The following is a 20,513-nucleotide window of genomic DNA, read 5'->3' on the forward strand; positions in this document are numbered from 1 at the left end:
CAATTTTCTTCACATCACTCGGAAGCTGCTTTCAGCCTCCTTCAGGGAAAACCCGCTGCCAGCCATGGCAACGAACTACCCAACCCTCCCAGGCGCCATGCAAGACGGCAGCCTCTGAACTTGAACTGGAGCGGGAAACGAGACTCGAACTCGCGACCTCAACCTTGGCAAGGTTGCGCTCTACCAACTGAGCTATTCCCGCTTGGCGGGTACCAATTCAATCCCAAACTGGAGCGGGAAACGAGACTCGAACTCGCGACCTCAACCTTGGCAAGGTTGCGCTCTACCAACTGAGCTATTCCCGCTTGGGAGGCGAAATTCTACAGGCAATCGCCTACCTGTCAACAGCCCTTTTAACTTTTTCTGGCACGTTCGCGTGCGGTTTTTTCTTCTTCGCGCAGGCTTGGCCATGCAGCCACCATGTACTGCACGCCGGAGATCAACGTCAGCATGGCCGCAATCGCCAACATCCAGTCACCGATGTGGAAAACCGGGGCACCCATCCAGATTTCCGTGTACGGCACTTTGGGCGATACCGAATACAGCAGACACAACAGGGCGATCATCTGCGCGGTGGTTTTGACCTTGCCGATCATTGCCACGCGCACCTTCGCGCGCTGGCCAATCTCCGCCATCCATTCGCGCAATGCCGACACCGCGATCTCACGCCCCACGATCACCGCCGCCCAGAATGCCATCCACGGCGTGGGATGGCCCTGCACGATCAGGAACAGTGCCACCGCCACCATCAGCTTGTCCGCCACCGGGTCAAGGAACGCACCGAACGCCGAATGCTGCTCGTAGCGCCGTGCCACCCAGCCATCTAGCCAATCGGTGATCGCCGCCAGGCCAAAAATTGCCGCCGAGGCGAAGTTGGTCCAGGCATAGGGCAGGTAAAACACCAGCACCAGCACCGGGATCATCACGATCCGCAACAACGTCAGCCAGGTGGGGACAGTCAATTTCATTGAAACGCTACTCCGCTGCCGGATCGGGTACCGACAGACCATGAAGGTTAGCGTAGATGCGCGCGGCCAGGGCGTCATTGATTCCCTCCACCCGGGCGATTTCCGCTTCACCGGCAGCCTTGAGCCCGGCCATGCCGCCGAAATGCTTGAGCAGGCTCGCGCGCCGACGCGGACCGATGCCCGGAATATCTTCCAGCTTGCTGGTCATCCGCGCCTTCTGGCGACGGCCACGGTGGCCGGTGATGGCGAAGCGATGCGCTTCGTCGCGCACCTGCTGGATGAATTGCAGGGCCGGTGAAGCCGCCCCTGGCCGCAGCTCACGCCCATCCGGCAAGACCAGTGCCTCGTGCCCGGCGCGACGTTCCACCCCCTTGGCCACACCCACCAACATCACGCCCTCCACGCCCAGGTCAGCCAATGCCGCCTGCGCCTGCGCCAACTGACCCGCACCGCCGTCGATCAACAGTACGTCGGGCAGTACGCCGCCCTCTTCCACCGCTCGCCGGAAACGACGATCAATGGCCTGGTGCATGGCTGCGTAGTCATCCCCCGGCTCGATGCCGCTGATGTTGTAGCGCCGGTACTGCGCGCGCACCGGCCCGGCCGCGTCGAACACTACGCAGGAGGCAACGGTGGCTTCGCCCATGGTGTGGCTGATATCGAAACATTCCACGCGCTTCACCGGCTCGGCCAGGCCGAGCAGCTCACGCAATGCTTCGCTACGTGCACGCTGCGCGCCCTGGCTGTCCATCTCGGAAACCAGCGTGATCTGCGCGTTGCGGCTGGCCAGGTCGACGTAGCCGGCACGCTCGCCACGCACGTTCCACTTCAGCACCACCTTGCGTTCGGCCGAGGCACTCAATGCCGCTTCGATCATCTCCGCATCGGGAATCTGCCTATCCAGCAACACTTCTGCCGGCGGCGCGTGCTCGATGTAGTACTGCGACACGAATGCGGCCAGCACTTCTTCAGCGCTGTCCTCACCGTTGGTTCTCGGGAAAAAAGCACGCGTACCCAGATTGCGGCCATCGCGGAATGCCAGCAGCATCACGCAGGCACTTGCACCCTGCGTCGCGCAGGCAAGCACATCCAGGTCGGCGGCACGTCCGTCCACGTACTGGCGGTTCTGCATGCTGCGCAGTGAAGCAACGAGATCACGCAGGCGTGCGGCGCGCTCGAACTCCAGTGCATCACTGGCCGCCTGCATCGACTGCATCAGTTCATCGGCAAGCTGGTCGCTCTTGCCCTCCAGGAACATGGCTGCCAGGCGCACTGATTCGTCGTAGTCGGCCTGCGCCACCAATCCCACGCACGGCGCGCTGCAACGGCCGATCTGATACTGCAGGCACGGGCGCGAGCGATTGCGGAACACGCTGTCTTCGCAGCTGCGCAGCTTGAACAGCTTGTGCATCAGGTTCAGCGTTTCGCGCACCGCGCCGACGCCCGGATAAGGGCCGTAGTAGCGCCCCGGAATGGCGCGCGGGCCGCGATGCAGTGCGATGCGCGGCCATTGCTCGCGGGTCAACAGCACCTGCGGATAGGTCTTGTCGTCGCGCAGCGAGACGTTGTAGCGCGGCGCCAGTGATTTGATCAGCTGGTTTTCCAGCAGCAGCGCTTCGGCTTCGGTGCGGGTGACGGTGGCATCCATCCGCGCCACCTGCGACAGCATCATCATGATGCGCGTACTTTTGGGCGAACCGTTGAAGTAGCTGCCCACGCGCTTGCGCAACGCACCGGCCTTGCCAACGTAGAGCAACGTGTCGTCTGCCGCATACATCCGGTAAACACCGGGCGCGGTACTCAATGCCGCGGCGAATGCCTTGCCATCAAATGCAGGGAGTGCTTTGTCGTTCATCCTTCAATCGGCACGTCACTCAGCTCGCCACTGAGCGGATCGAACCGCAACACGGCGTGCGCATCGGTTTCAGCGATCCAGATCGCACCCGCGGCAACCGACAGCGCGCTCGGGCCATGCAGGCGGCGCGGCAGGTTGACGGTGGAAAGATCACCGCCCCCCAGCCGCAGCGTACGCAGCGACCCATTGCCGGCATCAGCGATCCACAGCATCGGCGAATCCGGGCCCATCGCAATGGCCAGCGGGTACTGCAGGCGTGCATGCAGACGCGGGCCATCGACGTTGCCCGACTCCCACGGCCCCTGCCCGACCAGTGTCTGCACCAGGTCGCCACGCAACTGCACCGAGCGGATCGCCGAGCCGAGCGAGTCGCAGACATACAGCGTCTGCTGCACCGCGACCAGGCTGGTCGGCTGCGCGAACGCGGCCAGATGCCCACTGCCATCGCGCACTTCCACTGCACCGGCGCCCGAGCGCCAGCGCAGTTCGCGGCTGCCCAGGTCGTAGCTCCAGATGTGGTTGTCGCCGGCCATGGCGATCAGAATCTGATTGTCGGCCACCGCCACGTCGGCCGGGTAATTCAGTGCACTGTCCCATGGCTGATTCAATACCCCAGCCTGCGGATCACCGGCGCGACCGTTGCCGCACAAAGTGTCCACCTGACCGCTCTGCAGATGGATGCGGCGCAGCGCATGGTTACCGGTATCGGCCACATACAGCACATCACGCACCAGCGTCAGCCCTTGCGGACGATTAAAAGCAGCCTCACCAAGGCCACCGTTGATCATATCCGCGCTGCCCAGACCAAACTGCCGCAGCACACGACCAGAGTGATTGCACTCAAGAATGCGGTGATGGCCGGTGTCGGCCACGTACAGGCGATCCTGACTGACCACCAGACCGCCCGGGAACAGCAGCGGCAGTCGAGGCTCGGCATTGATCTCTCGGCTGCCAAAGCCCTCCTCGTCCAACGGGCGCTGCTGGCCCTCGCAAAGCCCATTGAGCGCGCGCTCCAGCTCGCCCGTGGCACCTACCAATCGCTCCTGTTCGATGCCCTGGGCATCCAGCAGCACCAGCGTCGGCCATGACTGCACGTCGAACTGCCGCCATGCATCCCAGTGCGCATCCAGCACGATGGGGGCGCTCACGCCATGCCGGCGCAACAGTTTCAGCGCCTGTTGCGGCTCACGCTCGAATTCGAAGCGCGGCACCTGCACCACGACCAGATGCAGACGCCCCGGGTTGCGAGCCTGCCAGCGGGTCACCTCGGCGACCCGCTGCATGCTCCAGACCGACGTACCGTTGACGAAAGCCAACACCACCGGCCGCCCACGCAGTTCCTGCAGGGTGGCAGGTGCCGCGTTGAGCCAGATGCCGGACTTGGGCAGTTCCATCGCGCGTTTTTCGTTCATGTCGGGATTATGCCGGAGTCATCTCGTCGGAACAGACGCTGCACGGTAGCGCGGGCGGCGGCGTCCACCAGTGCCCAGCTATGCTCGAAGTCCGCCTCGCCACCGTAATAGGGATCGGGCACCACCGCACTTTCGCCAACGCCGGCCCAAGGCAGCCAAAGCACGGCCCGCTCGCGTGCTTCTGCGGGAGCCAGCTTCTGGGCCTCGAACAGATTGTCGCGGTCAGCGCAGAAGATGTGGTCGAAATGCAGGAAATCCTCGGCGATCAGGGCGCGCGCCCGCAGCCCGGAGATATCCACGCCATGCCGCTTTGCGCAGGCCACGGCACGTCGGTCCGGCGGATCACCGGCATGCCAGCCGGAGGTACCCGCCGAGTCCACCTGCACCCGGCCAGCCAGCCCGGCTTCGGCTAGCCGCGCCCGCAACGCTCCCTCGCCCATCGGCGAGCGGCAGATATTGCCCAGGCAGATCACCAGCAGTTTCAATGCGCCACCTTCATCAGCGCATCGGCCCGCTCAAGATCCTCCGGTGTGTCGATGCCCGGCGGGAACGGCGCCGGCGACAGCGCCACCGCAATGCGATGCCCGGCCTCCAGCACCCGCAGCTGTTCCAGCGACTCGATCTGTTCCAGCGTGCCCGGCGGCATCGCCGCGAACTGCTGCAGGAACGCGGCGCGATAACCATAGATGCCGATGTGTCGCAGCCACTGCGCGGCCGGCAAGGCATCGCGTGAACGGGCGAAGGCGTCGCGATGCCATGGAATCGGCGCGCGACTGAAATACAGGGCGTCGCCGTGCGCGTTGCGCACCAGCTTGACCACGTTGGGGTCGAACAAGGTCGGTGCGTCTTCGACCGGTGTGGCCAGCGTGGACATCGGTGCGCCGCTTTGCGCCAGCACGGCGGCGACCGCGCGAATGCCAGCAGCCGGGGCGAACGGCTCATCCCCCTGCAGGTTCACCACGATCACATCATCGGCCCAGCCTGCCTGTCGGGCGCACTCGGCCAGACGGTCGGTGCCCGAGGCATGCGCCGGGTCGGTCATCGCGACATGAATACCGTCAAGGCCAGCCACAGCGTCGGCAATACGCGCGTCATCGGTCGCCACCCAGACCGCCGTTGCGCCTGCGGCAAGCGCACGGCGCGCTACATGCAACACCATCGGCTCACCGGCCAACAATGCCAGCGGCTTGCCTGGCAGGCGTGTGGATGCATAACGCGCCGGAATGGCCACGACAAAGTCTGGAATCACGCTCATCTCAACTCCCTTCAGCCACGGCGTAACCGCCGCTCAATCAAAAACCTGGCGCCTGCGGGGTCATGCGCGCGCCAGCTTACCCAGCCGGTCGAGCAGCGCAATCCAGAAGGCGGCCGGCAGTTCCGCCTGCAGCGGCACGGCGTAATGCCAGCGGTTGGCAAAGCTGCGGCATTTGACCGCATCCTTCTCGGTCATCAGCACCGGCAACTCACTGCCAAATGACAGGTCCGACACCACGTAGCGGTGGTGGTCGGCGAACGCATGTGGCACCACGCCAATGCCGCGCGCGCGCAGCATCTGGAAGAAGCGCTGCGGGTTGGCGATGCCGGCCACCGCATGCACACGCTGACCGGCAAATGACTGCAGCGATTGTTCACGACCACCGTTCAACGGACGCGCCGTAGCAATGCGCAGGCGCATGGACCACTCACCAAAACCCGCGCCGGCCATGTCACCCGCCGCGTCGCTGGCCTGGCCCAGGTTGACCACGCGGAAATCACATTCGCGCGCGCGCTCCACCGGCTCGCGCAGAGGACCGGCCGGAATCATCCGGCCATTGCCATAGCGGCGCACCGCGTCGACCACTTCGATCTCGATATCCCGCGCCAACCGGTAGTGCTGCAGGCCGTCGTCGCAGACCACCACGTCGCAGCCGGCCTCCATCAAGGCCTTTGCAGCAGCGACGCGATCACGATCCACGCGCACCGGCGCACCGGTTTTCCAGGCGATCAGGGCCGGCTCATCGCCGCCCAGCTCAACCGCAAGATCCGGCGTGACCCAACGCGCCGTGCCCGCTTCGTCGCGACCATAGCCACGGCTGGCAACACCCGGCTTCCAGCCCGCCTCACGCAGGCGGTTGACCAGCTCGATCGTCAGCGGCGTCTTGCCGGTGCCACCGGCGGTGATGTTGCCGACCACGATCACCGGCACCGCTACCTGCCGCCGACGCAGCCAGCCACGTCGGTACAACTGCCGCCTCAGGCCAGACACGCCGGCGTAAACCGGCGCCAACAGCTTGGCGAACAACGGCACGGGTGCGTCGTCGTACCAATAGGCCGGCGTCTGCGGGCCACGCTTGTCCGTCATCAGTCCTGGCTCTCCCGGAACTGCATGCGGTAGAGATGTTCGTACAGTCCGCCCAAGGCCAGCAATTGCTGGTGGGTGCCGCGTTCGACGATGCGGCCCTGATCCATCACCAGCACCTGATCGGCATGCTCAATGGTGGACAGGCGATGTGCGATGACCAGCGTGGTGCGGTCTGGCATCAGTTTCTGCAGCGCGTCCTGCACCAAACGCTCGGATTCGTTGTCCAGTGCGGCGGTGGCTTCGTCCAGAATGAGGATCGGCGCGTCCTTGAGCATCGCGCGGGCGATGGCCAGGCGCTGGCGCTGACCACCGGATAGGCGACCGCCCTTGGCCCCTACCTGCGAATTCATGCCGTCCTGCATCTGCTCGACGAACTCCAGCGCGTTGGCGCCGGCAATGGCGCGATCCAACTGCTCGGGGCTGCGCTCGCTCAGTTCGCCATACGCGACGTTCTCGGCGACGCTACCGTTGAACAGCGTGACCTGCTGGCCCACCAGCGCGATCTGCCTGCGCAGATCGGCCAGTTTGTAATCCTGCAACGGGTGGCCGTCGAGCAAAATCTGGCCGCCTTCCACGTCATAAAAACGCGGAATCAGCTTGATCAACGTCGACTTGCCGCTACCCGAACGCCCAACGATGGCGGTGACCGTGCCGGGTTGCGCAACGAAGCTGATGTCCTGCAGCGCGGGCTTGGGTTGCCCGGGATAGCGGGCGGTGACATTCCGGAATTCCAGCTTGCCTTTCGCACGCGCCAACGGCACGGTGCCGGTATCGGGCTCATCCGCCGCATCCAGCACCAGAAACAAACGCTGCGCCGAGGCGATGCCGCGCTGGGTCATGTTCTGCACGTTGGTCAACTGCTTGAGCGCCGGGATGATGGTCAACATCGCCATCAACATGGCAACGAAATCACCCACCGTCAGGCGCCCGGCTGCTGCCTCATGACCGGCGATGAACAGCAAGGTGGCCAAGCCAACCGACCCAATCAGCTGCACCATTCCCGAAGAAATGCTGCGGGTGGCTTCCACCTTCATCGCCAGCCGCAGGTTGTTGTTGGCAAGGCTTGAATAGCGCTCCATCTCGCGCGGCTGCGCACCGTAGATCTTCACTTCCTGATGACTGGACAGCGTCTGGTCGGCAGCCTGCAACAGTTCCGCACCACTCTCCTGGATACGGTGGCTGATACGCCGATAGCGCTTTGCAACCTTGTTCATCACCCACGCCAGCGGTGGCGCGAGGACGAAGATGGCCAACGTCACCTGCCAGCTGTAATAGAACATCATCGCCAGCGAGCCCAGCGCCTGCAGCGACTGCTGCAGCACCACCTTCATCGCATCGATGGCTGCCTGCGCCACCTGGTCACTGTCCGAACCCAGTCGTACCAGCATCGACGGAACCGGCTCATTGTCGAAACGCTGCCCCGGCAGGCGCAGGTACTTGCCCAGCACGCGCACGCGCAGGTCGCGGGCAATGCTGCGCGCGGCCTTGCCCATGCCGATATCGGTCAGGTAGCCGGCAACACCTCGCACCAGGAACAGACCAACGACGGCCAGCGGCATCCACGGATTGATGTCCTCCGGATTCACCAGGTTGTTGGTGATCGGGCTCATCAGCGCCAGGAAACCCATGCCGGCGGCCGCCTCGATCAGCATGCCCAACAGCGCTACCAGCAGCAGCATCCGGTACGGCTTGGCAAACGCCAGAAGCCGCTTGTAGGTCTGCCAGGCGGTTTCCGTTGTACTGCTCATGACTTTGCCTCCGGCGCGGTAGCGATGGCGATACGGCGGAAGCCCAGTTGGCCCAGTGCATCCTGTGCGGTCACCACGGCCTGGTACGGCGTGCGGGCATCGGCACGCAGCAGTACCGTCTGCTCGCGATCGTCACCGGCGACCTGCGCGATGGTCTGCTTGAGCGCCTCCACGTCGGTACGCAGCACTTCCTGGTCATTGATGAAGTAGCGACCGTCGGCATTGACAAGAACGCTCAGCGAGCGCGGCGGTGAAGTGTTCTTCTGGTCACTGGCAGTCGGCAACTGCACCTGCAGGGTTGAGCGTGCATCAAACGTGGTGGTGACCACGAAGAAAATGATCAGCACCAGGATCACATCGATCAACGGCACGAGATCGATATGCGGTTCGTCCTGGCTGCGGCTATCGCGGATGCGCATCGTGGCTCAGGCCTTCGCAGTGGCTGCCGGGCGCGCCGCGACCGGGGCGGCATTGGTCGCCAGCACCGCCGCGCGACCATCCAGCGAATCCAGCAACGCGGAGGCTTCCTGCTCCATCTCAATCACATAGCCGTCAATGCGGCTGCGGAAATGGCGATGGAACATCAATGCCGGGATCGCCACGATCATGCCGGTGGCGGTGCACACCAGCGCCTTGCCGATACCACCGGCCAGCTGGTTCACATCGCCCACTCCGTGGTCGAGGATGCCCATGAACATCTGGATCATGCCGACCACCGTCCCCAGCAGACCCAACAACGGGCCGGCCGAGGCAATGGTGCCCAGCGCATTGAGAAAGCGCCCCATCCGGTGCACCAGGTGGCGACCGGTGTCCTCGATGCGCTCGCGGATCTGGTCACGCGGGCGGTTGCGGGCTTCCAGCGCGGCGGCCAGCAGCGCGCCGAGTGGCGAATTGGCACGCAGGGATTCGATATGCGAGGCATCCAACTTGCCGCGTGCGGCCCAGTTGCGGACTTCCTGCCCCAGCCCCGGCGGCAGCACCTCGTTACGGCGCAGGCTCCAGAAACGCTCCAGGACGATCGCCAAAGCCAGCACCCCCAACAGCAACAACGGCAGCATCGGCCAACCGCCGGCCTTGACCAGTTCCCACACGTTCCAACCCCTCCGGCGCCATGGCCGTCTGTTCGATCCCGGATAGGATAGCAGCCGCCCGCGCCCGCTCCGCGGCATCCCACCAGCGTGAACGCGCTATCCGCCGCTCGCGCAGCTGCAGGCCACCGCGGCGCAGCCAGACCCGTACCGCGCCGCTGCCCGCTGTACCCAGCACCTCGGCGTCAGCACGCCGCCAACGCGCGACCACCTCCGGGCGTGGATGCGCGAAACGATTGCCATGCCCAGCCGATACCAGCGCCAACCGGGCTCCGGTCGCTGCCACGAAACCAGCGCTGGAGGAATTGCCGCTGCCATGGTGCGGCAACACCACGACCTCCGCCTTCAGCTCGGATCGCACACGGGTAACCAGTCCCCGCTCGATCACCGCACCGACATCACCGGGCAGCAGTACCGATCCATGCCGACTGCCCACCTTGAGCACGCAACTGGATTCGTTGCGCAGATACGGAAAACCGGCGACCGGATGCAGAAACTCGAAACGGACGCCCTCCCATTCCCAGCTTTGCCCGGCCACGCAATCGGTGCCACCCGGCCAGGCCAGGCCCGGAGGGGCGTGCAGGCCGGCCACCGGCAGCGCCGCCTGCACGGCGGACACGCCGCCGGCGTGATCACTGTCACCATGACTGAGCACCAGGCGATCCAATTGCTTCACGCCCAATGCCCGCAGCGCCGGCACCACCACCCGCTCGCCGGCATCAAACCCGTCGCGTACCGCTGGCCCCGCGTCGTACAACAGGCTGTGATGCTGCGTGCGCACCAGCACCGCCAATCCCTGGCCGACATCCATCATCACCAGTTCGAATTCACCCGCATCCGGCAGTTCACGCCAGGGCATCAACAGCGGCAACCACAGCAATACCGCGAGCGGCCTGCCCGGCACGCCGTTCGGCAGCAACATCCATAGCGCGCCCAGCAAGGCCAGCGGCAATGCGAACCAGGCCGGCTCAGGCAACCACCACAACGAGAAGCGACTATCGGCAAGAAATTCGAACAACGGCCAGCTCAGATCAAAGCACCCTGCCGATGCTCGCCACACCCATGCACCACTCTCTGACCAGACCGCCTCCAACGCGGTACCCAGCACCGCCAGGGGCACCACCACCAGGCTCCACCAAGGTATCGCCACCAGGTTGGCCAGCGGCCCGATGAGCGAGGCCTGGCCAAACAACATCGCACTCAAGGGCAACAAGCCCAGCGTCGCCACCCGCTGCGCGGACAGGAAACCGCGCAGCCAGTGCGTGCGCTCCTGCAAACACCAGGCCAGCCATGCAACGCCGGCAAAGCTCAACCAGAAGCCGGCGCTCAACACCGAAAGCGGATCGGCCAGCAGCACAGCCAGTGCCGCCAGGCCCAGCGACCCCAGCACATCAACCGGTCGCCGCCACAACCGCGCCAGCACGATGACTGCCACCATCAGCACCGTGCGTACCGTCGGCAGCGCGAAACCCGCAACCGCGGCATACACCAGGGCGGCGATGAACGCACCGGCGGCGGCCGCCTGCGGTCGCGGCCAACGCAGTCCCAGCCATGGCAGCAATCGCCAGATGCCGCCGATCAACCACGCACCACAGACCGCCACCATGCCCACATGGAAGCCGGAGATCGCAATCAGATGCGTCAGCCCGGTGGCCCGCAGCAGTTGCCAGTCTTCATCGGTGAGCCCCCGCGTGTCGCCCAATGCCAGCGCCTGCACATAGCGCGACGAGGCAGACGGTACCTGCGCGGCGATGCGCGAGGCCATGTGTTGCCGCCACGCCGCCACCCCTGACGGCGGCGTGAGCAAACGTGCGGTGCCTGGCGCCCGCACCAGACCGGTGGCGCTGATCCGTTGCGCCAGGGCATGACGCTCTGCATCGAATCCCCCCGGATTGGACAGCCCGCGCGGCACCCGCAGCCGCACCCGCATCTGCCAACGCTGGCCCGCATGCAGCTGCATGCGCGGGCCAACCGATGAGGCACCGAAATCGTCGTACCACTGAAGATGAGCATTGGCATCGCCGTCATCCACCCTCAGTTGGAAGCGCGTGCGTCGCGCTTCGTGCTCCGGCAGATTGGCCACCGTTCCGGTGACACTGAATTCACGCCCCTCCCAGGCGAACGGCAACTGTGCGGCCAGCACCCAACCGGCATGCAGGCCAACCCAGCCCACTCCCGCCACCACCGCTCCCGCGAGACGCAACAGTCGACCACGCCACCACAGCACGATGCCGAGCGCTGCGAGCGGCCCGCCCATCGACAATGGCAGCAGGACAGGCGCCCACAGCGCTGCACAGATTCCCAGCAGAAAGCACACGGCAACCGCCTTGCCAAAGACGGGCATCGCTGCAACGAGGGTGAAACGCCCTGTTTGCGTTTGATCGCCATCCATAGTTGCATCTCCTGTTCCCAGAAGATGCTTGGTCCACAAGGTACAGATGTGCCATCAGCAGCAACGGACTGAGCTGGTCGGACAATGCCGCGCCCAGGTAGCAGCAGCGCCCCGCGCGGCATCGCCAACAACGCTTCAACGCTGCATGGCCATGCACCACAGGCACCTTCCAGCGCAGCACCGACACGTGTTCGGCAACCGCTTCTTCGATCCTGAAAGGCATAAAAAAAGCGGGCCCAAAGGCCCGCTTTTCTTCAGCGAAACACCGCAGCCTTATTCGGCCGAGGCGCCCTCGCCTTCTTCAACGGCCTTCATCGACAGGCGGATACGGCCCTGCTTGTCGACTTCCAGCACCTTGACCTTGACCACATCACCTTCCTTCAGCACGTCGCCGACCTTCTCGACGCGGTCGCTGGAGATCTGCGACACGTGCACCAGGCCGTCCTTGCCCGGCAGGATCGTGACGAACGCACCGAAGTCCATGATCTTGGCGACCTTGCCTTCGTAGATGCGGCCCGGCTCGACGTCCGAGGTGATCTGCTCGATGCGGGCCTTGGCAGCCTGCGCAGCGGCATTGTTCACCGAGGCGATGGTGATGGTGCCATCGTCTTGGATGTCGATCTGGGTGCCGGTTTCCTTGGTGATGGCCTGGATGGTCGAACCACCCTTGCCGATCACTTCGCGGATCTTGTCCGGGTGGATCTTGATGGTCAGCAGACGCGGCGCGTAGTCCGACAGCTCCGAACGCGGTGCGGTCAGGCCGTGAGCCATTTCACCCAGGATGTGCAGACGGCCAGCCTTGGCCTGCTGCAGTGCCTGCTTCATGATCTCTTCGGTGATGCCTTCGATCTTGATGTCCATCTGCAGGGCGGAGATGCCCTCGGAAGTACCGGCAACCTTGAAGTCCATGTCGCCCAGGTGATCTTCATCACCCAGGATGTCGGACAGGACGACGAAACGCTCGCCTTCCTTGACCAGGCCCATGGCGATACCGGCAACCGGCGACTTGACCGGCACGCCGGCGTCCATCAGAGCCAGCGACGAACCGCAGACCGAAGCCATCGACGAGGAACCGTTCGACTCGGTGATTTCCGACACAACACGGATGGTGTACGGGAAGGCTTCCAGCGACGGCATCACTGCCAGCACGCCGCGCTTGGCGAGGCGGCCGTGACCGATTTCGCGACGCTTCGGGCCCATCATGCGGCCGCACTCACCCACCGAGTAGGGGGGGAAGTTGTAATGGAACAGGAAGTTTTCCTTGTACTCACCAGCGACCGCGTCGATCACCTGGCCATCACGGGCGGTGCCCAGGGTGATGGTCACGATGGCCTGCGTTTCACCGCGGGTGAACAGCGAGGAACCGTGGGTACGCGGCAGCACGCCGGTCTTCACGGCGATCGGGCGGACGGTATCCAGCGCACGGCCGTCGATGCGGACCTTGGTGTCCAGCACCGAGTTGCGCATGGTGCTGTATTCCAGCTCGCCGAATTCCTTCGACAGCTCGGACGGGTTCCAGCCTTCAGCGGCAACGCGGCCAGCCAGGGCTTCGACCGTGTCCTTCTTGATCGCCGAGATGGCGTCGCGGCGCTGCAGCTTGTCACGCACCTGGAAGGCTTCGCCGAGCTTGCCGCCGACGGCTTCCTGCAGTGCGCTGATCAGCGCGGTGTTCTTGGCCGGAGCAACCCAGTCGCTCGGCTTGGTGCCGGCTTCAACGGTCATCTCATTGATGATGTTGATGACCTTCTGCATCTCGCGGTGACCGAAGGTCACGGCGCCCAGCATCACTTCTTCGGACAGCAGCGCGGCTTCGGATTCCACCATCAGCACGGCATTGGCGGTACCCGCAACCACCAGCTCCAGCTGCGATTCCTTCAGCTCGGACACGGTCGGGTTGAGGATGTACTCACCGTCCTTGTAGCCAACCTTGGCGGCCGCGATCGGGCCCTTGAACGGGGTGCCTGCCAGCGACAGGGCAGCCGAAGCACCGATCAGCGCGGCGATGTCGCCGTCCACGTCCGGGTTCATCGACATCACCGTGGCGATGATCTGGACTTCGTTCTTGTAGTCTTCCGGGAACAGCGGACGGATCGGACGATCGATCAGACGCGAAATCAGCGTCTCCTTCTCGGTCGCACGGCCTTCGCGCTTGAAGAAGCCACCCGGGATACGGCCACCGGCGTAGAACCTCTCCTGATAATCGACGGTCAGCGGGAAGAAGTCCTGGCCTTCGCGCGCGCTCTTGGCGGCGACGGCAGTGACCAGCAACACGGTGTCGTCCATCTTGACGATGACAGCGCCGCCGGCCTGACGGGCGACTTCGCCGGTTTCAAGCGTGACGGTGTGTTTGCCGTACTGGAAGGTTTTGGTGATTTTTGCCACGGGAGTTCCTTGGAATGCTTTCTTCAGATGGACCGGTGACGACCCATGCCGCTACCGGGTGGCCGGGCGGTTCCGGCCGCTCTCAATTACGATTTTGAAGCTGTAAAAACAAAGCCGCGGCGCATCGCTGCGCCGCGGCGGGGAATCTATTAGCGGCGCAGGCCGAGCTTCTCGATCAATGCCTTGTAACGCACGACGTCCTTCTTCTTCAGGTAGTCAAGCAGGCTGCGGCGGCGGTTGACCATCTGCAGCAGACCACGACGGCTGTGGTGGTCCTTCTTGTGCTCCTTGAAGTGGCCCGACAGCAGTTCGATGCGGGCGGTCAGCAGGGCCACCTGGACTTCCGGGGAACCGGTGTCGTTGGTGCCACGTGCGTTGTCTTCAATAACTTTCTGGGTGTCGATCGACATTGTTTTTTCTCTTGGATGCGTGGCCGGCAGGAACGTGCAATGACGCACCGCGCAGCTCGCCGTTTTAAAGTAACCGCCTGCCGACGGCAGGACGGTGCCCGTTCAAGGGCCGCAAAATTGTAACGACCTCAACCATTTGCCACAAGGAGCGGATGGTATTAGCCGCCCGCCTGTTCAGAGATTGAAACGACGCTGCGGGCTCAAACGCCCGTCGGCTTCAACCTGCCCCAGCCCCAGCGGCACGCCATCCAGGCCGAAGACACCGGCCAATCCCTCCGGCCACTCCGGGTTGCGCAGGCGCTGGCCCAGGCAGAATCGGGTTGCCTGGCCCGGATCGAGTACCACCCGGCCAAAGTTGCTCAGCCCGTCACTGATCGGCAACAACCATTCCTGCAGGGCCGCCTCGTCGCCACGCTCGGCCACTTCACGCAGGGCATCCAGCCCGATCATGCGCGGTGTCATGAAGGGCTCCACCCACAGCCGGCGCAGCGCGGTGATATGCGCGCCACAGCCAAGCACCTCGCCCAGATCACGGGCGATGCTGCGGATGTAGGTACCCGAGCCACAGGTCACCCGCAGTGACAGGCGCTCGCCCTCGTGGGCCAGGATCTCGATGTCCTGCACATGCACTTCACGTTCCGGCGCCTCGATGTCCTCACCACGGCGCGCCTTCACATACAGCGGCTCACCGCCCTGCTTGAGTGCCGAGTAGATCGGCGCCCGCTGCAGGATGCGACCGGTCAGACCCGCCAAGGCGGCCTGCAGCTGTTCATGACTGATCGCGGGTACGTCACGCTCACGCAGCACCACGCCATCGGCGTCGTCGGTGTCGGTGGTCCTGCCCAGGGCGATCTCGGCGTCATATGCCTTGGCCGAGCCCAACAGCAGACCGGCAATCTTGGTTGCCTCGCCGAAGCACAGCGGCAGCAGGCCGGTTGCGAGAGGATCCAGGCTGCCGGTGTGGCCGCCCTTCTCCGCACGGAACAAACGGCGGGCCACCTGCAACGCGGTGTTGGAGCTCATGCCCGCGGGCTTGTCGAGCAGAACGATGCCGTCCAGACGGCGAAATTGAACACGGGGGCGCATGAAACACCATTCTCGGGCCGGCGCAGGAAGACCTCACGCCCAGCGGGAACTGGAAACAACCTGAAGCATCGAGCACAGGCCAGATATGACAACAGCCCTTGCGGGCTGCTGCTTCATTCTTCGTCGGAGTCAGGCTTGGTTTCCGGCGGCGGGACCAGATCGCGCAGCAGGTTGTCGATGCGCTCACCACGGTCCACCGAGTCGTCGTAGTGGAAATGCAGCTCCGGCACATGGCGAAGCTTCATTGCCTTGGCCAGCGACATGCGCAGTTCATACGCGATTTCGCGCAAACCCTTCATCGCCTCGGCCGAACGCTCCGGCATCAACGCGGTGACGAAGACCTTGGCGTGAGCCATGTCGCGGGTGACTTCCACGTCCGACACGCTGACCGATGGCAGCCCATGCTCGCGCACGGCGGCATGCACCAGCGTGCCCAGATCACGGCGGATCTGCGCGGAAACACGGTCAGTACGGTGGAAAGTCTTCGGCACGTTGTCTAGCTCACTTGATTGTTGCGTTGATGAAACAAGACCGGTCCGCGCGATGCGGACCGGCCGTTACTGCAATTACAGGCTACGCGGCACTTCGATACGCTCGAAGCACTCGATCTGGTCGCCCGGCTTCACGTCGTTGTAGGCCTTCACGCCGATACCGCACTCGGTACCGTTGCGAACTTCTTCCACGTTTTCCTTGAAGCGGCGCAGCGATTCCAGCTCGCCTTCGAACACCACCACGCTGTCGCGCAGCACGCGGATCGGCTTGTTCCGCTTGACCACACCTTCGATGATCATGCAGCCCGCCACAGCGCCGAACTTCGAGCTGCGGAAGACGTCGCGGACCTCGGCAATACCGATGATCTCTTCGCGGATCTCCACGCCCAGCAGACCGGAGGCCACCTGCTTCACCTGGTCGATCACGTCATAGATGATCGAGAAGTAACGCAGGTCCACGCCGTTGGATTCGATGATGCGACGTGCCGAAGCATCCGCACGCACATTGAAGCCGATCACCGTGGCCTTCGAAGCAACCGCCGAATTGGCGTCCGACTCGGTGATGCCGCCCACGCCGGAGTGGATCACGTTGATGCGGATGTCGTCGTTGGACAGGCCAACCAGCGACTGGCTCAGTGCCTGCACCGAACCCTGGACGTCGGCCTTGATCAGCAGGTTCAACACCTGCTGGCCTTCGCCCTTGCCCAGCTGCGCCATGATGTCTTCCATGCGGCTGCCCGCCGTGGCGACCAGGCGCGATTCACGACGCTTGGTTTCACGCGTCTGCGCAACATCCTTGGCCAGGCGCTCGTCTTCGACGACGACGAAGTCATCACCCGCTTCCGGCACGCCGGACAGACCCAGTACCTGCACCGGAATCGACGGACCAGCCTCAGCCACCTGCCGACCGGCTTCGTCGAACAGGGCGCGCACGCGGCCGTACTGAATGCCGCACACCAGGTAGTCGCCCTTCTTGAGCATGCCCTGCTGCACCAGCACCGTCGCGACCGGGCCACGGCCCTTGTCCAGCGAGGATTCGATGACCACACCGGAAGCGCGGCCTTCGGACACGGCCTTCAGTTCAAGCAACTCGGCCTGGATCGAAATCGCATCCAGCAGGTTGTCGATGCCCTGACCGGTCTTGGCGGAAATCTCCACCATCTGCGTGTCACCACCGAAGTCTTCGGCCACGACCTGCTCAGCGAGCAGTTCGTTCTTGACCCGCATCGGGTCGGCGGAGGACTTGTCGATCTTGTTGATCGCAACCACGATCGGCGCATTGGCGGCACGTGCGTGCTTGATCGCCTCCTTGGTCTGCGGCATCACGCCATCGTCAGCGGCAACCACCACCACCACGACGTCGGTCAGCTGCGCGCCACGGGCACGCATCGAGGTGAACGCGGCGTGGCCCGGGGTATCCAGGAAGCTGATCACGCCCTTCGGCGTCTCAACGTGATACGCACCGATGTGCTGGGTAATGCCGCCGGCTTCGCCGTTGGCGACCTTGGTGCGACGGATGTAATCCAGCAGCGAGGTCTTGCCGTGATCGACATGACCCATGATGGTGACCACCGGCGGACGCGCAACGGCATCGCCCTGGTTCGCATCATTGATGGCCAACAGCGCGTCTTCAGCGTCGTTGTTGCCGGCACGCACCGCCTTGTGGCCGAGTTCTTCGGTCACCAGCACGGCGGTGTCATGGTCGATGGACTGGGTGATGGTGGCCATCACGCCCATCTTGAACAGCGCCTTGACCACTTCGCCGCCCTTCAGGGCCAGCTTCTGCGCTAGGTCGGCCACGGTGACGGTATCGCCGATGGCGATCTCGCGCACCACTGGTGCCGTCGGACGCTCGAAGCCATGGCTGCCACTGCTGCCACGCGACTGATCATTGCCGCGGCGGCCCTGCGGTGCACGTGCACCCGGACGACCACGGGAATTATTGTTGTTGCTGTTGCCGCGACGCGCACGGTCGGACGCCGACAGGTGCAGCTGGCCACCAAAACGGTTGCCACCATCGCCATCGGAACCACGCGATTTGTTGCCGGGCTTGGCATTCGCGCCACCACGGTCATCACGCGCCGGAGCGGGTGCAGACGCAGGGCCACGCGGCGCGGCGGCTGCCGGGCGCACGCTCTTGGCCGGCGTTGCTGCCGCTTCCTGCTTGGCCGGAGCGGCCTTGGCAGCCTCCACAGCCTTGACGGCATCTTCAGCAGCCTTGCGCTCAGCCTCTTCACGCTGACGCTCGGCGTCTTCAGCGGCCTTCTGGCGGGCAATGATTTCCTCATCACGCGCACGGTCCTTCTCGGCCAGCATGCGCTGTTCGTCCAGATTGCGCTGACGTGACTCTTCAAGCTTGCGCAGGATGTCTGCGCGCTCTTCGTCCGGGGTCATCGCAGCCTTGCCACCTTCCGGCTTGACGTAGGTACGCTTCTGGCGCACCTCGACATTGACCGTGGTCTTGCTGCGACCAGCATTGACCGTCACTTCCTGGTGCTTGCGACGCGCCAGGGTGATTTTTTTCGGCGCGGCCTCAGCCTCGTCGGCGGGCTGCTCTTCCTTGCCGTGGGAACGGCGAAGGAAACCCAGCAGCTTCACTTTCTCGGTACTGGTCACGATCTGATCGGGACCGCTGAATTTCATGCCGGCCTGAGCCAGCTGTTCCAGCAGTTTCTCGACCGGCGTGTTGACCAGTTCGGCGAGCTTGCGGATGGTGGTTTGCTGCGACATTCGGATCCTATGATCTTGTTGGCGCCCCCTCGATACAGACGAAGGTAGCGCGGAGTCTACGCCCTGAGCGGCTCAGGGCACTGTTCATCGCTGGCTCATTCGCCACGCTCCAGGCGGGCGATCTCCTCGGCGCGGGCTGCCAGGACCAGCGCCGCGGCACGCTCAAGATCCATACCCTCGATGCCGAACTCCAGAACCTCGTCGGCAGCCAGATCCGACAGATCCTCGCTCGTACGCACGCCGTGACCGGCCAGTGCGTACGCAGTTGCTTCATCCATGCCCTTCAATGCCAGCAGGTCTTCGGACGGCAGGCCATTCTCAGCCCCCTCCTCCACCGCCAGCGCCTCGTTCAGCAGCGCATCGCGAGCACGGGCGCGCAGTTCCTCGACGATGTCTTCGTCGAAGCCCTCCACCGCCAACAGCTCGCCGACCGGCACGTAGGCAATTTCTTCCACCGTACCGAAGCCTTCGGTCACCAGGATGCCTGCGATTTCCTCGTCCACTTCCAGCTTGTCCATGAACAGCTGGCGGGCGACGGTCTGCTCGGCCTCGGACTTCGCCGTGACCTGATCCTGCGTCATCACATTCAGCTGCCAACCGGTCAGACGGCTGGCCAGACGCACGTTCTGGCCGCCCTTGCCGATGGCCTGCGCCAGGCGGTCTTCCGCCACGGCCAGGTCCATCGAGTGACGGTCTTCATCAACGATGATCGACTGCACTTCCGCCGGCGCCATCGCATTGATGACGAAATTGGCCGGGCTTTCGTTCCACAGCACGATATCCACGCGCTCACCATTGAGCTCGTTGGACACGGCCTGGACGCGCGAACCGCGCATACCGATGCACGCACCGATCGGATCGGTGCGCGTGTCGTGGGCCAGCACGGCGATCTTGGCGCGGTCGCCCGGATCACGTGCACAAGCCTTGATCTCGACCAGACCCTGGCCGACTTCCGGCACCTCGAGCTTGAACAGCTCGATCATGAACTCCGGCGCAGCGCGGCTGATGAACAGCTGCGGGCCACGCGGTTCCGAGCGGACTTCGGCCAGGTAACCGCGCACGCGGTCGCCGGCGCGCAGCACGTCGCGCGGAATGCCCTTGTCCTTCGGAATGAAGGCCTCGGCGTTGCCACCCAGGTCCACATAGATATTGCCGCGCTCGGCGCGCTTGACCACACCGGTCACCAGCTCACCAACGCGATCCTTCCACGCATCGACAACCTGCTGACGTTCGGCTTCGCGCACACGCTGCACGATCACCTGCTTGGCAGCCTGTGCGGCGATGCGACCGAAATCCGGGTTTTCAATCTGCTCTTCGATGTAATCGCCGAGCTCGACGCCGTCGGCCTCCTCGATCGCATCCATCATGCGGATCTGACGGTCCGGCGACTCCATCACCACATCATCGGCAACCACTTCCCAGCGACGGAAAGTTTCGTAGTTGCCGTCTTTCTGGTTGATGGACACGCGCGCGAGCACGTCCTGATCGGGATAGCGCTTCTTCGCCGCAGAGGCGAGTGCCGCTTCGATCGCGTCAAAGATCACTTCACGCGGCACGCCTTTTTCGTTGGCGACTGCGTCAACTACCAGCAACAGTTCCTTGCTCATCGA

At 64.1% G+C, this 20,513-nt stretch carries 16 protein-coding genes and 2 tRNA genes; all 18 read right to left on the reverse strand.

Going from position 1 to position 20,513, the window contains the following annotated elements:
- Positions 1 to 126: 126 nt before the first annotated feature.
- The 18 genes from ABB26_RS10185 to nusA all read right to left on the reverse strand — a co-directional run bounded on the left by ABB26_RS10185 (position 127) and on the right by nusA (position 20,510).
- Positions 127 to 202 (reverse strand) — tRNA-Gly (locus ABB26_RS10185).
- Between the two features lie 27 nt (positions 203 to 229).
- Positions 230 to 305, reverse strand: a tRNA-Gly gene (locus ABB26_RS10190).
- Positions 306 to 353: 48 nt separating this feature from the next.
- The gene (pgsA, locus tag ABB26_RS10195) at positions 354 to 968 is read right to left on the reverse strand and encodes a CDP-diacylglycerol--glycerol-3-phosphate 3-phosphatidyltransferase (protein WP_057633726.1); all 615 of its coding nucleotides are present in this window, start codon (positions 966 to 968) and stop codon (positions 354 to 356) included.
- Between the two features lie 7 nt (positions 969 to 975).
- Entirely contained in the window at positions 976 to 2,823 is a 1,848-nt protein-coding gene (gene uvrC / locus ABB26_RS10200) for an excinuclease ABC subunit UvrC (RefSeq protein ID WP_057633727.1), read from the reverse strand.
- Entirely contained in the window at positions 2,820 to 4,235 is a 1,416-nt protein-coding gene (locus ABB26_RS10205; RefSeq protein ID WP_057633729.1) for a hypothetical protein, read from the reverse strand. The genes uvrC and ABB26_RS10205 overlap by 4 nt, the downstream gene beginning before the upstream one ends.
- Positions 4,232 to 4,720 (reverse strand): low molecular weight protein-tyrosine-phosphatase, encoded by a 489-nt coding sequence (locus tag ABB26_RS10210; protein ID WP_057633730.1) that lies wholly within the window; start codon positions 4,718 to 4,720, stop codon positions 4,232 to 4,234. Before ABB26_RS10210 ends, ABB26_RS10205 begins: the two co-directional genes overlap by 4 nt.
- The gene (kdsB, locus tag ABB26_RS10215) at positions 4,717 to 5,481 is read right to left on the reverse strand and encodes a 3-deoxy-manno-octulosonate cytidylyltransferase (RefSeq protein WP_057633861.1); all 765 of its coding nucleotides are present in this window, start codon (positions 5,479 to 5,481) and stop codon (positions 4,717 to 4,719) included. The genes ABB26_RS10210 and kdsB overlap by 4 nt, the downstream gene beginning before the upstream one ends.
- A 69-nt stretch (positions 5,482 to 5,550) precedes the next feature.
- Positions 5,551 to 6,576 carry a tetraacyldisaccharide 4'-kinase gene (lpxK, locus tag ABB26_RS10220; RefSeq protein WP_057633732.1) on the reverse strand — a complete coding sequence of 342 codons (1,026 nt, stop codon included), beginning with the start codon at positions 6,574 to 6,576 and terminating at the stop codon, positions 5,551 to 5,553.
- Positions 6,576 to 8,324, reverse strand: a complete 1,749-nt coding sequence (msbA, locus tag ABB26_RS10225) for a lipid A export permease/ATP-binding protein MsbA (protein ID WP_057633734.1) — start codon at positions 8,322 to 8,324, stop codon at positions 6,576 to 6,578. The genes lpxK and msbA overlap by 1 nt, the downstream gene beginning before the upstream one ends.
- The gene (locus ABB26_RS10230) at positions 8,321 to 8,743 is read right to left on the reverse strand and encodes an ExbD/TolR family protein (protein ID WP_057633736.1); all 423 of its coding nucleotides are present in this window, start codon (positions 8,741 to 8,743) and stop codon (positions 8,321 to 8,323) included. Before ABB26_RS10230 ends, msbA begins: the two co-directional genes overlap by 4 nt.
- A gap of 6 nt (positions 8,744 to 8,749) precedes the next feature.
- The gene (locus ABB26_RS10235; protein ID WP_057633738.1) at positions 8,750 to 9,415 is read right to left on the reverse strand and encodes a MotA/TolQ/ExbB proton channel family protein; all 666 of its coding nucleotides are present in this window, start codon (positions 9,413 to 9,415) and stop codon (positions 8,750 to 8,752) included.
- Positions 9,309 to 11,756: a DNA internalization-related competence protein ComEC/Rec2 gene (locus ABB26_RS10240; protein ID WP_057633740.1), complete on the reverse strand. Its 2,448-nt coding sequence runs from the start codon at positions 11,754 to 11,756 to the stop codon at positions 9,309 to 9,311. Before ABB26_RS10240 ends, ABB26_RS10235 begins: the two co-directional genes overlap by 107 nt.
- A gap of 321 nt (positions 11,757 to 12,077) precedes the next feature.
- Entirely contained in the window at positions 12,078 to 14,186 is a 2,109-nt protein-coding gene (gene pnp / locus ABB26_RS10245) for a polyribonucleotide nucleotidyltransferase (protein ID WP_057633741.1), read from the reverse strand.
- A 149-nt stretch (positions 14,187 to 14,335) separates the two neighbouring features.
- Entirely contained in the window at positions 14,336 to 14,596 is a 261-nt protein-coding gene (gene rpsO, locus ABB26_RS10250; RefSeq protein WP_057633743.1) for a 30S ribosomal protein S15, read from the reverse strand.
- A gap of 174 nt (positions 14,597 to 14,770) precedes the next feature.
- A complete protein-coding gene (truB, locus tag ABB26_RS10255) occupies positions 14,771 to 15,682 on the reverse strand; it encodes a tRNA pseudouridine(55) synthase TruB (RefSeq protein ID WP_057633745.1) in 912 nt (303 codons plus the stop codon).
- 113 nt (positions 15,683 to 15,795) lie between these two features.
- Positions 15,796 to 16,173: a 30S ribosome-binding factor RbfA gene (gene rbfA / locus ABB26_RS10260; protein WP_057633747.1), complete on the reverse strand. Its 378-nt coding sequence runs from the start codon at positions 16,171 to 16,173 to the stop codon at positions 15,796 to 15,798.
- 75 nt (positions 16,174 to 16,248) lie between these two features.
- Positions 16,249 to 18,903, reverse strand: a complete 2,655-nt coding sequence (infB, locus tag ABB26_RS10265; protein WP_057633748.1) for a translation initiation factor IF-2 — start codon at positions 18,901 to 18,903, stop codon at positions 16,249 to 16,251.
- 95 nt (positions 18,904 to 18,998) lie between these two features.
- Entirely contained in the window at positions 18,999 to 20,510 is a 1,512-nt protein-coding gene (gene nusA / locus ABB26_RS10270) for a transcription termination factor NusA (protein ID WP_057633749.1), read from the reverse strand.
- Positions 20,511 to 20,513 lie beyond the last annotated feature (3 nt).

It is taken from the genome of Stenotrophomonas humi (assembly GCF_001431415.1).
In the GTDB taxonomy this organism is placed as follows: Bacteria; Pseudomonadota; Gammaproteobacteria; order Xanthomonadales; family Xanthomonadaceae; genus Stenotrophomonas; species Stenotrophomonas humi.